Source organism: Bacillus sp. NEAU-242-2 (genome assembly GCF_027853835.1).
Lineage (GTDB): Bacteria > Bacillota > Bacilli > Bacillales > Bacillaceae > Bacillus > Bacillus velezensis.
Genome location: NZ_JAPNNY010000001.1, coordinates 447,858 through 461,293 on the forward strand (window position 1 = coordinate 447,858; position 13,436 = coordinate 461,293).

Annotated in this window: 10 protein-coding genes; all 10 read right to left on the reverse strand. The window is 46.3% G+C overall.

Going from position 1 to position 13,436, the window contains the following annotated elements; all coding sequences use genetic code 11:
* Positions 1-116 precede the first annotated feature (116 nt).
* The 10 genes from ftsZ to OWN49_RS01700 all read right to left on the reverse strand — a co-directional run bounded on the left by ftsZ (position 117) and on the right by OWN49_RS01700 (position 13,410).
* Positions 117-1,265: a cell division protein FtsZ gene (gene ftsZ, locus OWN49_RS01655; protein ID WP_070081790.1), complete on the reverse strand. Its 1,149-nt coding sequence runs from the start codon at positions 1,263-1,265 to the stop codon at positions 117-119.
* A 35-nt stretch (positions 1,266-1,300) separates the two neighbouring features.
* On the reverse strand, positions 1,301-2,614 hold the full coding sequence (gene ftsA / locus OWN49_RS01660) for a cell division protein FtsA (RefSeq protein ID WP_077722176.1): 1,314 nt from the start codon (positions 2,612-2,614) through the stop codon (positions 1,301-1,303).
* A 548-nt stretch (positions 2,615-3,162) separates the two neighbouring features.
* Positions 3,163-3,951, reverse strand: a complete 789-nt coding sequence (locus OWN49_RS01665; RefSeq protein ID WP_024085278.1) for a cell division protein FtsQ/DivIB — start codon at positions 3,949-3,951, stop codon at positions 3,163-3,165.
* Positions 3,952-4,080: 129 nt separating this feature from the next.
* Positions 4,081-4,992: a UDP-N-acetylmuramate dehydrogenase gene (gene murB / locus OWN49_RS01670; protein WP_015388267.1), complete on the reverse strand. Its 912-nt coding sequence runs from the start codon at positions 4,990-4,992 to the stop codon at positions 4,081-4,083.
* 25 nt (positions 4,993-5,017) lie between these two features.
* Complete coding sequence (gene murG / locus OWN49_RS01675; RefSeq protein ID WP_003154428.1) at positions 5,018-6,109, reverse strand: undecaprenyldiphospho-muramoylpentapeptide beta-N-acetylglucosaminyltransferase; 1,092 nt, start codon at positions 6,107-6,109, stop codon at positions 5,018-5,020.
* Between the two features lie 116 nt (positions 6,110-6,225).
* Positions 6,226-7,326 (reverse strand): stage V sporulation protein E, encoded by a 1,101-nt coding sequence (gene spoVE / locus OWN49_RS01680; protein ID WP_003154430.1) that lies wholly within the window; start codon positions 7,324-7,326, stop codon positions 6,226-6,228.
* A 58-nt stretch (positions 7,327-7,384) separates the two neighbouring features.
* Positions 7,385-8,740, reverse strand: a complete 1,356-nt coding sequence (gene murD / locus OWN49_RS01685) for a UDP-N-acetylmuramoyl-L-alanine--D-glutamate ligase (RefSeq protein ID WP_015388268.1) — start codon at positions 8,738-8,740, stop codon at positions 7,385-7,387.
* On the reverse strand, positions 8,741-9,715 hold the full coding sequence (mraY, locus tag OWN49_RS01690) for a phospho-N-acetylmuramoyl-pentapeptide-transferase (RefSeq protein WP_007409707.1): 975 nt from the start codon (positions 9,713-9,715) through the stop codon (positions 8,741-8,743).
* 107 nt (positions 9,716-9,822) lie between these two features.
* Positions 9,823-11,295, reverse strand: coding sequence for a UDP-N-acetylmuramoyl-L-alanyl-D-glutamate--2,6-diaminopimelate ligase (locus OWN49_RS01695; protein WP_014417717.1), 1,473 nt, complete (start codon positions 11,293-11,295; stop codon positions 9,823-9,825).
* 195 nt (positions 11,296-11,490) lie between these two features.
* Positions 11,491-13,410 carry a stage V sporulation protein D gene (locus tag OWN49_RS01700; RefSeq protein WP_003154438.1) on the reverse strand — a complete coding sequence of 640 codons (1,920 nt, stop codon included), beginning with the start codon at positions 13,408-13,410 and terminating at the stop codon, positions 11,491-11,493.
* Positions 13,411-13,436 lie beyond the last annotated feature (26 nt).

Consider the following 13,436-nt stretch of genomic DNA (forward strand, 5'->3'; position numbering starts at 1 on the left):
AATTCGTCATAGGTATAAAGTTTCTTTTTTCACTGTATAGATCATGGGGGATAGGAAGGAAGACTGTGCACAAAAAAGAAAAAGGACAAAACCATGTAGTCTTGTCCTTTTTTACATCAGCCGCGTTTGTTGCGGTTTCTTAAAAATGTAGGAATGTCGAGAGCATCATCCGCCGGCTGTGATGTATGGCGGTTCACCGTGTTTTGATGCTGTGTTTCTTCTCGTTTCGGCTCACGTTTCGCAGCGTTTTGGCTTTGAGACTTCAATCCTTGGTTTAAATTCGGACGCTGCGGTTTTGAGTCATCTTTTTCCTGTTCGATAAAACCGGTCGCAATAACGGTGACGACGATTTCATCTTTCAGATTTTCATTGATAACTGAACCGAAAATCATATTGACATCAGGGTCAGATGCAGAAGCGACGATGTCGGCTGCTTCCTGCACTTCGTAGAGGCTCAGGTTTGTACCTCCCGTAATGTTCATCAAAACACCTTGCGCTCCGTCGATTGCCGCTTCCAGTAACGGACTGGAGATCGCCTTTTTGGCGGCTTCAGCAGCACGGCTTTCTCCTGTAGCGATCCCGATACCCATCAATGCTGAACCTTTGTTGGACATGATGGTTTTGACATCGGCAAAGTCCAAGTTGATTAAACCAGGCGTTGCGATGAGGTCAGAGATACCTTGCACCCCTTGGCGAAGCACGTTATCAGCTTCACGGAATGCTTCAAGCATCGGTGTGTTTTTATCGACAATTTCAAGAATGCGGTCATTCGGAATAACGATCAGTGTGTCAACGGCTTCTTTCATTGCCGTGATACCGCCTGCAGCCTGCAGCTGGCGTTTTCTTCCTTCAAATGTAAACGGTCTTGTTACGACACCGACAGTCAAAGCGCCTAAGTCCTTTGCGATTTGCGCGATCACCGGTGCGGCTCCCGTTCCGGTACCGCCTCCCATTCCGGCTGTAACGAACACCATGTCAGCGCCTTTTAGCGCTTCTTCGATTTGTTCCTTACTTTCTTCAGCGGCTTTTTTGCCGACTTCCGGATTCGCTCCCGCTCCGAGACCGCGGGTCAGCTTTTCCCCGATCTGCATTTTCACTTCCGCTTTTGACAGGTTAAGAGCTTGCGCGTCCGTGTTTACCGCAATGTACTCTACACCCTGCACTTCATTTTCAATCATTCGGTTGACCGCGTTATTACCGCCGCCTCCTACTCCGATTACTTTAATTGATGCTAAGCCGTCTATGTTTGTTTCGAAATCCAACATGCTAAATCCTCCTAATCTGCCGAATGACTATCAATCTATTCCCAAAACATGCTTAATAGTTTTTTCATTTTGCTCGGTTTGTTGTGTTCGGCTTGTGTTTTTTGTTTTGCTTTTGGACGCTGCTGCGCCTCAGGCCGCTGATGATGTTCTTCTTCGTGAGAGACCGCGATTTCCTGCACGGCTTCTTCCGGCATATGAAAGCCTATTTTTCTTCCCTGAATTCTGGCATTTCGGCAGGCAAATTGTATCAAGCCGACACCCGTCATATACTGAGGGTCTCTTACACCGATATAATTCGGGCTTGCGACCCTTACATTGTGCCTCAGCACTTCCTGTGCCAATGAAAGCACTCCGGGCATTGCGGCCTGTCCGCCGGTCAGCACAAAGCCGCCGGGCAGATCTGTAATTCCCATATGCTCAATTTCGGCTGCGGCAATCTCAAGAATCTCTTCCACTCTTGCTTCAATAATATTGGCAATTTCCTGCTGTGTAAAAGATTGCTTTTGATTCGTTCCTATGACGGTGACTTCAAATACTTCATCTTCTGAAGCCTCATCGTAGAATGCATGTCCGAATTGTTTTTTTACTCTTTCAGCCTCTTCGGTGGAAGTGCGCAATCCGATCGATACATCTTTCGTGATGTTTTCGCCTCCGAGCGGAATGACGGCTGTCTCCTTCAGGTGCCCCTGTTCAAATACCGCCACCGTCGTCGAGCCGCCGCCGATATCAATCATGGCGACTCCGAGGTTTTTTTCGTCTTTTGACAAAGCCGCCGAACCGGCCGCAAGCGGCTGCAGGCAGATATCAGTAATTTCAACGCCCGCTCTCTCCACACAGCGAAGTAAATTATGTAAGATCGTTTTGGAGCCGGTAATCAGCGTGCCTTCTACTTCCAGGCGCACACCGAGCATTTTTTTCGGATCGGTAATTTCGTCTCTTCCGTCAACGATAAACTGTTTCGGAATGACGTCAACGATCAGCTGCTCGTGCGGAACCGACACGACCTGTGCCGCTTCCATTACCCTGCGGACGTCTTCAACGTGAATTTCTTTGTTTTCACTGGAAACAGCGACAACGCCGTTCGTATCTTGAATATGAATATAATTTCCATTAACGCCGACAATGGCTTTTTTCAGCGGAAAACCTACCATTCTTTCAGCTTGGTCAAACGCTTTTCTTATAGAATGAACGGTTTCATCTATATCAACGATTGAGCCTTTTTTCAACCCTTCAGACGGTACATTTCCCACTCCGATAATGTTAAGGGAATCATCTGTCATTTCTCCGACGATCACTTTTGTATTGGACGTACCGATGTCAAGACTGACGTAAAGTTCATTGTTGTTCATTCTATGGCACCTCCTCACATTTCGATCAAATTCTATTCTATTATTTGCGGAACAACAATACAATGGATGTGGCTTTACAAGTGTGTAACAAAAACAACAGCATCAACAAATTTCTATCTGATTTCTCACAATTTATGTTTAATGAAACTATTCGTTATATTCTATGTATATCCTCTTTTATATCGCATTTTTTTTATTTTTTTTAGAGACGGACCACCTTACCGTAAGATTTCCTGTCACGGTGCCATAATGTGTAAACCAGATGCAAATATACCCGCTTTCCATTAGTCTACACTAAGATGAACCTCCAGAAAAGCTATAGATATTGCCAGAAACATCCGAAAAAAGAAGAAACAGGAGGAAAATTCCAAATGCAATGCTCATTAAAGAAGACACGCCCATTGCATTGAGAATTTTCCGCTTGTCCGGCAGCCTATCCCAGGCAAAAACAAACATAGTCATAATTATTCCGCTATCGGTTATATCGGCTGCCCCGCTGATTATAATAGATTCTTTTGAATCACCTCTAAATTAGTTCTTTAGAACTATTAATCATTTTCTTTTTTCTTGCCGGATTTACCTTTGTTAAATTCTTCAAAATACGTAGCGACTTCTAAGTGGATAATCCCCTTTTTCCCGCCGTCCAGCTGGGAAACGATAGAAGGATAGGTCTTCATCCGGTCGGCAAATGTTTTAATAGAAGCGGTAACTACATACCCGTCGTTCATATACAGCTTGATCCGGTCCTGATCCATTTTTACCGGTGTATAATAGATTTCAGAAATCGACTGCTTTAGCGAACCGGAAAGCTTATCAAGCTGTTCCGCCATTTTGACCCGCTTTTTCGCGTTTGTCCAGTCAACCAAAATCGGGCCCGCGTCATCCGGCGTGACTTCGTTCGGCAGCACGGTGCCGTTCTCCAGCACTTCATAATACACATCATTCCGCTGCAGATACGCGATCGTCTTGTATTCTTCAATGTGAATGCTGACTTTATTAGGAAATACTTTTGAAAGATCCGCCTTTTTCACCAGTTTATTCTGCTCAATCTTTTCTTCTGTTTTTTTCTTGTTCAGACTCCAGAACTCGGTTTGTCCGTTATGTATATCAGAAAGCGCGTTGATCTCTTTTACAGACACGTTTTCGTTTCCGGAAACGGTGACAGAAGACACTTTGCTGATCGGCATCTGCAAGTACACGATGATCAGCACCATCATAAAAAAGAGCACAATGAATGAAATCAGCCGGCGGTTTGCTTTTTGTTTCCGCTGCTCTTTGATTTTCGGAATCCGCTCTTCAATATTTACGATTTTTTCTCTTTCATGATTTGGGTTCACTGCCTGTCCACCTCACTAAGAATGAAACAGCTTGACATTCGTCTGATTGAAAAACAAACGGCATGCTGTGATGCCGTTTGACATTTGTTAAAAGTATATCACATGAGCTCATGTAAATCAGAGAACCTTTTAACGATTCCCTCCGATGATTTCAACTTCTGTATGCATGTCAACATCATACTGCTCACGGATTGTCTTTTTCACATACTCAATCAGGTCGAGAACGTCCTTGGCAGTCGCTCCGCCGGCATTGACGATAAAATTCCCGTGCATTTCGGATACTTTCGCTCCGCCGATCTGATGTCCTTTTAATCCCGCTTTTTCAACGAGGTTTCCGGCATGATTCGGCAGCGGATTTCTGAATATGCTTCCGGCGCATGGGCTTGAATACGGCTGCGTATTTTTTCTGTAATCTTTGTTCTGCTGCATTTGCGCCGTAATGGCTTCCCGTTCCTTTTGCTCAAGCTGAAGAACTGCCTCGAGACAGACGCCGGGGCGTTTTTTCTGCAAAACAGACGTTCTGTAGCTGAAATCCATCTCTTCGTTTGTCAGCCATTCGATTGTGCCGTCTTCAAATAAGATACGGGCTTTCACAAGAATCTCACTCATATCAGATCCGTGCGCCCCGGCATTCATATAGACGGCCCCGCCGATTGATCCGGGGATGCCCGCTGCAAATTCGAGACCGGACATTCCTTTTTTACTCATGGAAGTCGCAAGCCGGACGACCGAATAGCCGCCTCCGACCGTCACCTGATCACCGTCAATCTCCAAATGATCCAGACCCGCCCCCAGTTTGATGACAACTCCTCTTATGCCTTCATCAAGCACGAGCAGATTTGAACCGCGGCCGATAACCGTCCATGGCAGATCATGTTTCTTCACAATATCCATAATATCTTTGACCGCTTCCACACGGTTGGGGATGATTAAAATGTCCGCCGGACCGCCGATTTTCATCGTTGTATGGTTCGCGAGCGGTTCTTGTTCCAGCACTTTGCCGACTTCGCGGTCTCTTAATTCCTGAATTACGTTCTCCATCATAAACCTCCGCATTCCATTTGCTCTATTTTTTTATGTCTTCCATGATACTGTACAGTCTGGCTGCCGCATCCGGAACACCGAGTGATTTTGTCCGCTCACTCATGTCTTTTAAGGTTTCTTCATTCATGACGATTTTGTCCAGCGCAGCGATCAGTTTTTCTCCGCTGAGCTCGGTTTCCTTCAGTACGATTGCAGCGTCATGCTGGCTGAGCGCCTTCGCATTGACTTCCTGGTGATTGGCTGTCACATACGGGCTCGGAATAAGCACGCTCGGAATGCCGAGAGCGGTGATCTCCGCAATCGTCGTCGCTCCGGCTCTTGCCACAATGACATCAATTGATTGTAAGTACTCCGGCATTTGGTGCAAAAACGGTTTTGTCACCATATTATCAGCGGCTTTTCCGCCTTTCAGCTCAGCCGTTACCTTCTCGTAATGCACTTCCCCGGTAATATAAAGCACTTGGTAAGGTCTCGTTTTCAATTCTTCCTGCATATCTATAACGGCACGATTAATGGGAGCCGCGCCTCTGCTTCCGCCGAAAATGAGCACCGTTTTTTGATTATCTTTCAGCCCGAACTCAGTTAATGAGCGGCCTGTCTTAATTGAGACGACTTCAGAGGCTCTCGGGTTTCCCGTAAACACAACTTTTTCAGCAGGAAAATGTGATTTTGCCTCTTCAAAGCAAATTGCCACCTTATTAACATATTTCGAGAGAAACTTATTTGTGATGCCTGGAAGGCTGTTTTGCTCATGAATGATCGTCGGAATTCCCATTTTTGCGGCCGCGTATACAACCGGACCGCATACATAGCCGCCTGTACCGATAACGGCATCCGGTTTAAACTCTTTTAAATATGATTTGCTTTTCTTCACGCCTTTTAAGAAACGCATGACGGTTTTTACATTTTCAAAAGAAAGTTTTCGTTTGAAACCTGTAATTTCAATGGCGCGGAACGGGATATTTTCCCGTTCAACAATTTTTTTCTCAAGACCGTTCTCTGTTCCGATATACAAAAATTCCACATCCGGATGCCGGCGCTGAACTTCTTTAATAAAGGCCAAAGCCGGATAAATATGTCCTCCGGTTCCGCCTCCGCTTACTGCAATACGCATTCGTATGTCCCCCTTAATCACATAGCGATAACCCTGTTTTTTAGGACAGGGTTATTGATGTTGTCTGTTTTTTTATAGATAACGAATAGATCATGAGTGATGAGGCAAGATACAGATCAATACCTCGAGTACCGGCTGACATTTAAAAGCACGCCGACCGCTGCGAGCATCAGCGTCAGTGATGAGCCTCCGTAGCTTAAAAACGGCAGCGTAATTCCTGTTACCGGGATCAGCCCCGTCACAACGCCGATATTAATCATGACTTGAATAGCTATCATAGAAATAATACCGATGGCGACAAAGCTTCCGTATAAATCCGGCGCGCCGAGGGCAATCCTGACGCCCCGCCATAATAAAATACTGAACAGCAGCAATATGAGCGAACCGCCGATAAAGCCGAGTTCCTCAGATAAAATAGCAAAAATGAAATCGGTTTGCGGCTCCGGCAGGTAAAAAAACTTTTGCCGGCTTTGGCCGAGCCCCATCCCGAACAGTCCGCCCGGACCTACGGCATAGAGCGACTGAATGATCTGAAATCCGCTTCCAAGCGGGTCCTCCCACGGGTTTAAGTAAGAGGTAATCCGTTTAATCCGATAAGGAGCGGACAGAACAAGCGCCGCAAATCCGCTTAAACCGATGAGTCCGAGAAACGCGAAATGAGCGATTCGCGCACCGGATACAAAAATCATCACGATGCACGTGCCCACCATTACCGTCCCCGTTCCCAGGTCCGGCTGGCACATAATAATAATAAATGCAGAAAACACGATTCCGAGCGCGGGAACGAATCCGCGTCTGAATGACGTAATATTCTTCTGTTTTTCAGAAAGAAATTTAGCCAGAAACGCAATCATCGCGAGTTTCATAAACTCCGAAGGCTGAATGCTGAACGCTCCCACTCCGATCCAGCTTCTTGAACCGTTCCGCACCATTCCGACTCCCGGAATCAGCACAAGCACAAGCAGAAAAAAACAAATGATCAGAAGCAGCTTCGACCATGTGCGCCATGTCCAATAATCCACATTCATAATGAAAAACATGGCAATGACGCCGATCCCCGCAAACAGCAGCTGCCGTTTTGCGAAGAAAAACGAGTCGTCAAATTTATAATCCGCCCATACCGCACTTGCACTGTAGACCATAATTAATCCTATTGTTAAAAGCAATAACGTAATAATAACTAATAACAAATCAGGCGCTGTTTTTTTAGTAGTCAAAGCAATCGACACCCCAAGCATAAGTCATTTAGGGCTGCCGATGAACAGAGACAAGCCCTTACTTAAGCATATGCACGGCATCTATAAACATGTCACCGCGTTCTTCAAATGTTTTGAACTGATCCCAGCTTGCACACGCGGGTGACAAGAGGATGACGTCTCCTTCATTTGAGAGCGCAAACGCCGCAGATACTGCTTGTTCAACATTATCGACACGTTTGACATGTTGTATTCCCAGCTCATTGCCCAGTTTTTCTATCTTCGGCGCTGTCTGTCCGAACGTCAGGACCGCTTTGACATTGTCCATATACGGTTTCAGATCGTCAAAACCGTTGCCGCGGTCCAGTCCGCCTGCAAGCAGAATAACCGGTGCTTTGAACGCGGAGAGCGCTTTGCTTGTGGCCAAAATATTCGTCGCTTTGCTGTCATTATAAAATTTACGATTCCGGATCGCTGTTACATACTGCAGACGGTGTTTGACACCGGTAAAGCTTGTCAGCACCTTCTGAATCGCTTTATTAGACGCGCCCGCCGTTTTTGCCGCGGCTACAGCGGCCAATATATTTTCTAAATTGTGCGCGCCCGGCAGCACGATGTCATCAACAGGCAGAATCGCTTCATCGCCGAACATCAGCATTCCGTCTTTAATAAATGCGCCGCTTGACAGTTCCTGGTGAACTGAAAACGGAACGGTGCCGGCTTTTCCGCTTTCGGCAAGCCGCACGACTGTTTCATCGCTTTGATTCACGATGGCCGTATCACTCTCAAGCTGATGAAGATACACGTTCTGCTTGGCTTTTTCATAGTTTTCACGGCTGTGATGGTAATCCAAATGAGCGTCGAACACATTTAAAATCAGGCCGATTTCAGGTCTGAACGCATGAGTCCCCATAAGCTGGAACGAAGAAAGCTCTGTGACGATCCATTCATCACCGTCAGCATGATAAGCCACTTCACTGGCGACAGTGCCGATATTCCCTGCGATCAGCGCCTTTATCGAGTCAGCTTTCAGCATTTCATAAATCAGGGTCGTCGTTGTTGTTTTCCCGTTTGAACCTGTAATGCCGATGAATTTTGCATTGGTGATATAATACGCAAGCTCAATTTCCGTCCAGACCGGGATGCCTCTTCTTTGCGCTTCCTCCACCATGATATTTTCATATGGGATTCCGGGGTTTTTGATCAGAATGGTAATGTGGTGCTGATCAAAAAGTGACGTCGGATGCTCACCGCAGATGACCTCGATTCCTCTTTCTGAAAGCCTTTTGGCAGGTTCGTTCTCTTCAAAGGCTTTTTGATCATTCACGACGACGTTAATGCCTTTTTCATGAAGAATCGACGCAGCCGCATATCCGCTTTTCGCCAGTCCGAGGACCAGAAAGTTTTGTTTTTGCAAAAAAAGTTCGTTTTCCACTTATAACCACACCTCGATGTAAATTCCTAAAACGGCAAGCAGCAGTCCCGCAGTCCAGAATGTGACGACAACTCTCCATTCAGACCATCCGACCAATTCGTAATGGTGGTGAAGCGGACTCATCTTAAAGATTCGTTTTCCTGTCGTTTTAAAGCTGATGACTTGTAAGATAACAGATAAGGTCTCAATAACAAAAACTCCGCCGATAATGACGAGCAGAATTTCAAGCTTCGTCAGAATGGCAACAGTCACGATCGCTCCTCCGAGCGCAAGCGAACCGGTATCCCCCATAAATACTTTGGCGGGATGGGCGTTGAATACAAGAAAACCGAGAACGGCGCCGACAACGGCAACCGAGAAAATCGCAACGTCATATTGTGACTGGTTCCACGCAAGGATGGCGAAAGCGCCGAATGCGATAGCCGCGGTACCGGACAAGAGACCGTCCAGACCGTCTGTCAGGTTGACGGCATTTGAACCTCCGACAAGCATAAAGAGAACGAGGATAAAGTATCCCCAGCCGAGATCGATTGACAGATGTGTGCCCGGCACCCTGATGCCGGTTGAAAAATGGCAATAATGATATACTCCGTAAAATACAATGGCAATAATGATCTGGCCGATCAATTTCTGCTTCGACGTCAATCCGAGATTCCGTTTCATTACTACTTTAATATAGTCATCCAGAAAGCCGAGCAGGCCGTATCCGATCGTAACAAACAGCAGAAGAAACATTTCCGCGCTCAGATGCGAAAATTTCTGCGTCATGACAATCGCCGTAATGGCGATGGATACGATAATCATGACCCCGCCCATCGTCGGCGTCCCTGATTTTTTCATATGTGATTTCGGCCCCTCTTCCCTGATACTTTGGCCGAATTTTAAACGTCTTAAAAACGGGATAAGAATCGGAGATATCAGAACACTGATTAAAAATCCCATTATTATTGTAAATAAAATCACTTGCTCAAGCATTGCTCTTTTCTCCTCCCGTTTCGTTCAAACGACATACGTATTTATCATATTCACATTGTGTCCCCGTAATTCTTTTCATTTCCCTCATTCTAACACTCTTTCCTGTTTTACTTTTTATTCAGCTCAACAATAGCTCTTCCCGCTACTTCGGCGTCATCAAAGTCGAATGTTTCATTGCCGATCTGCTGATAGGTTTCATGCCCTTTCCCGGCAATCAGAACCACATCTCCCTTTTTCGCGTTGGCAATGGCAAAAAAGATAGCCTGCTCGCGGTTTGCGATACTGTGATAGTAGGTGCCTTCTACCCCTCTTTCCATATCTCTTAATATGGCCAGAGGGTCTTCGCTTCTCGGGTTATCTGAAGTGAAAATCGGTTCGTCGGCAATCCGCACCGCAATTTCCGCCATTTTCGGGCGTTTCGTTTTATCCCGGTCTCCGCCGCAGCCGACGACGACGAAAAGCTTGCCCTCTGTCATGTCTTTGCATGTATTCAGAACGTTTTCCAGACTGTCAGGCGTGTGCGCGTAATCGACGATCACAGGAAACGGCTGATTATGATTCACCAGTTCAAACCGGCCTCTGACACCTTGCAGCTCTTCAAGAGCGCTTGTGATCGTATCAAACGGCAGACCCGCTGCGATCGCTGTCGCCGCTGCAGCCAGTACGTTATACACGTTGAAGCGGCCGACGAGTGAAACCGTGATCTGCTTTGTTCCTTTTGGCGTAACGAGTTCAAAACTTGTGCCTTGCGCAGAGATCTCGATTTGTTTCGCCATGACATCGGCATCGTTCTCGATTCCGTATGTAAGGATGTGCGCCGCCGTCACTTTTTCAAAGTAAGCACTGGCTTTGTCATCTGCGTTTAAAACGGCCCGCTTCGGCTTTTCATGGTTAAAGGAGCCGCCCAGCTGGGAAAACAGGAGGCTTTTAGCCTGTCTGTAGTCTTCCATCGTCTTGTGATAGTCTAAATGGTCCTGTGTCAGGTTCGTGAATACGGCAATATCATAATCGCAGCCGTGAACCCTGCCGAGTGACAGAGCGTGAGAAGACACTTCCATAATAGCTGTGTCAACATGCTCATCATTCATTTTCTTGAACGTTTTTTGCAGTGTGACGCTTTCGGGCGTTGTATTTTTGACCGGGAATGTCTCATCCCCGATTTTAATGTACATCGTTCCGATTAAACCGGTCTGTCTTCCCGCTTTTTTGAAAATCTCATCAACCATGTGCGTCGTTGATGTTTTGCCGTTTGTGCCGGTGATGCCGATAAGCTGAAGCTGCTTTGTCGGCTGCCCGTAAAACGCGTCAGAAAGAACGCTGAGCGCCCGCTGTGACCGGCGGACGATAATGACAGGGACATCGACGTCAAGCTCTTTCTCGGCAACGATGGCCGCTGCGCCGTTTTCTGCGGCTTTTTGAGCGAAATCATGTCCGTCTACCGTATACCCTTTTATACACACAAAAAGACTCCCTTTTCTCACTTCCCTGGAGTCCATCTCAATTGAAGTTATGTCAGGGTCATGAAAGTCATTTTGAACAGGTTCGGCCATTAAATATGTAAGCAGCTTTGTAAGTTTCATTGTATCAAACCTCTCAGAAATTCTATTCATTCTTTTATCATGATAACCGTTTATAAAAGTCAGAATGGCTTTTAAACATACAGTTCATATTTTAGCGTAAATAAAAGGATACATCCAGTTAATCTTAAAAGTTATCTTCTTTTTTTCTCTTTATGATAAAAGGCAGCCGAAAACAATCGGCTGCCTCAAAAAGACTCATTCTTCACTCAAGTAAACACGGATCTTTGAGCCTTCTTTTACTTTCGTTCCGGCTGCAGGTGATTGTTTCACAATTTTGCTTCCTTTTCCTGAGGAGTCAATATTCAAATTGACAAGCAGCGACTCAAGATCAGAGACAGACATCCCTACAACATTCGGAACCTCTATTGTTTTTGTGTCGTTCCATTGATATTTTTTCTCGATTTGATTTTTTCGCGGTTTCACGCCGAGCTCCGGCAGACTGTCTCTCATCATATTTCCGACAATCGGCGCGGCGACGGTTCCCCCGAATTGAATCGTGCCTTTCGGATTATCAACCGCGACATACACGACAAGGCTCGGGTCATCAGCCGGCGCAAAACCGATAAAGGAGACGATATGGTTGTTTTCGAGATATTTGCCGTCTTTGACCTTTTGTGCGGTACCTGTTTTTCCGCCGACGCGATATCCTTCCACAAAGGCATTCCGCCCCGTTCCCTGAGCGACGACGCTTTCTAAAGCATATCTGATCTGCTTTGACGTTTCCTGGGAAATAACTTGTCTTTTCGCAATCGGCGATTGTTTCTTAACGGTTTTTTTCGTAACGGGATCAACCCACTCTTTGGCGATAAACGGAGTATAAAGCGTTCCGCCGTTTATTGCTGCGGAAACGGCTGCCACCTGCTGAATCGGCGTGACGGAAACTCCTTGTCCGAAAGCGGTTGTCGCCTGTTCGACCGGGCCGACTCTGTCAAGCGGGAATAAGATCCCCGTTCCTTCCCCTTGCAGATCAATGCCTGTTTTCTTTCCAAAGCCGAAGTCCTTAATATATTGAAACAGCTTTTGTTTTCCGAGCCGTTCCCCCAGCTGTACAAACCCAGGGTTGCAGGAATTTTGAACGACTTCAAGATAAGATTGCGAACCGTGGCCGCCCTTTTTCCAGCATCGGAGGCGGGCGCCGTCAACCTCGGCAAATCCTTTGTCATAAAAGTGGTCTCTTTGCAAGTTTACTTTTTGCTCTTGGAGAGCGGCCGCAAGCGTAATAATCTTAAAGGTCGAACCCGGTTCATATGTGCTCCATACCGGCAGGTTCCGGTTGTAAACGGACGGATCTACGGATTGATAGTCAGCCGGATCAAAATCAGGACGGCTTGACATACCGAGCACTTCCCCGTTTTTCGGATTCATTGCGACCGCAATCATTCCGTCCGGGTTATATTTCGCCGCTGCATTGTCGAGCTCTCTTTCTATAATCGTCTGAACCTTGGCGTCAATCGTCAATTTCATATCAAGTCCGTCTTTCGGAGGGGTATAATCATCCGCTTCATCAGGCATTTTCTTCCCCTTGGCATCCGTATAAAATTTCACTGATCCCTTTACACCTTTTAAGTCATCATCATAATAAGCCTCCAATCCGAGAAGGCCCTGGTTATCAATACCGGCAAAACCGAGAACATGGGACAAAAAGCTTCCGTACGGATAATGGCGGATGCTGTCTTCAGCCACATAAACCCCTTTTAAGTCGAGCGCTTTGATTTCTTTCGCTTTTTTATTGGAAATTTTCCGCCCCTCGGGTGAGATTTTTTCTATGGAGGTTTTCTTAGTAATGTGTTTGTAGACCTTCTCTTCCGACATATTTAAAACTGACGCGAGAAGCTTGCCCGTTTTTATGGGATTTTGAATCTGGCGCGGTACGACAAAGACGGTCGGCGCGCTTTTATTCGTAGCCAGCTTCACGCCGTTTCGGTCAAGGATCTCTCCCCGCTCAGGCTCAAACGGCAAATTCCGGCTCCAGGAATCCTTAGCCAAAGAAGTCAGCTTTTCCCCCATCACAAATTGGACATAGCCTAATCTGCTGTCAATGATCAAAAAAATGATTACGCCAAAAAGCAAAACCAGTAATAAACGTTTTCGAACCGTTACATTTGAAACGCGCAAGGGACCGTCCACTCCTTATTTAGGCT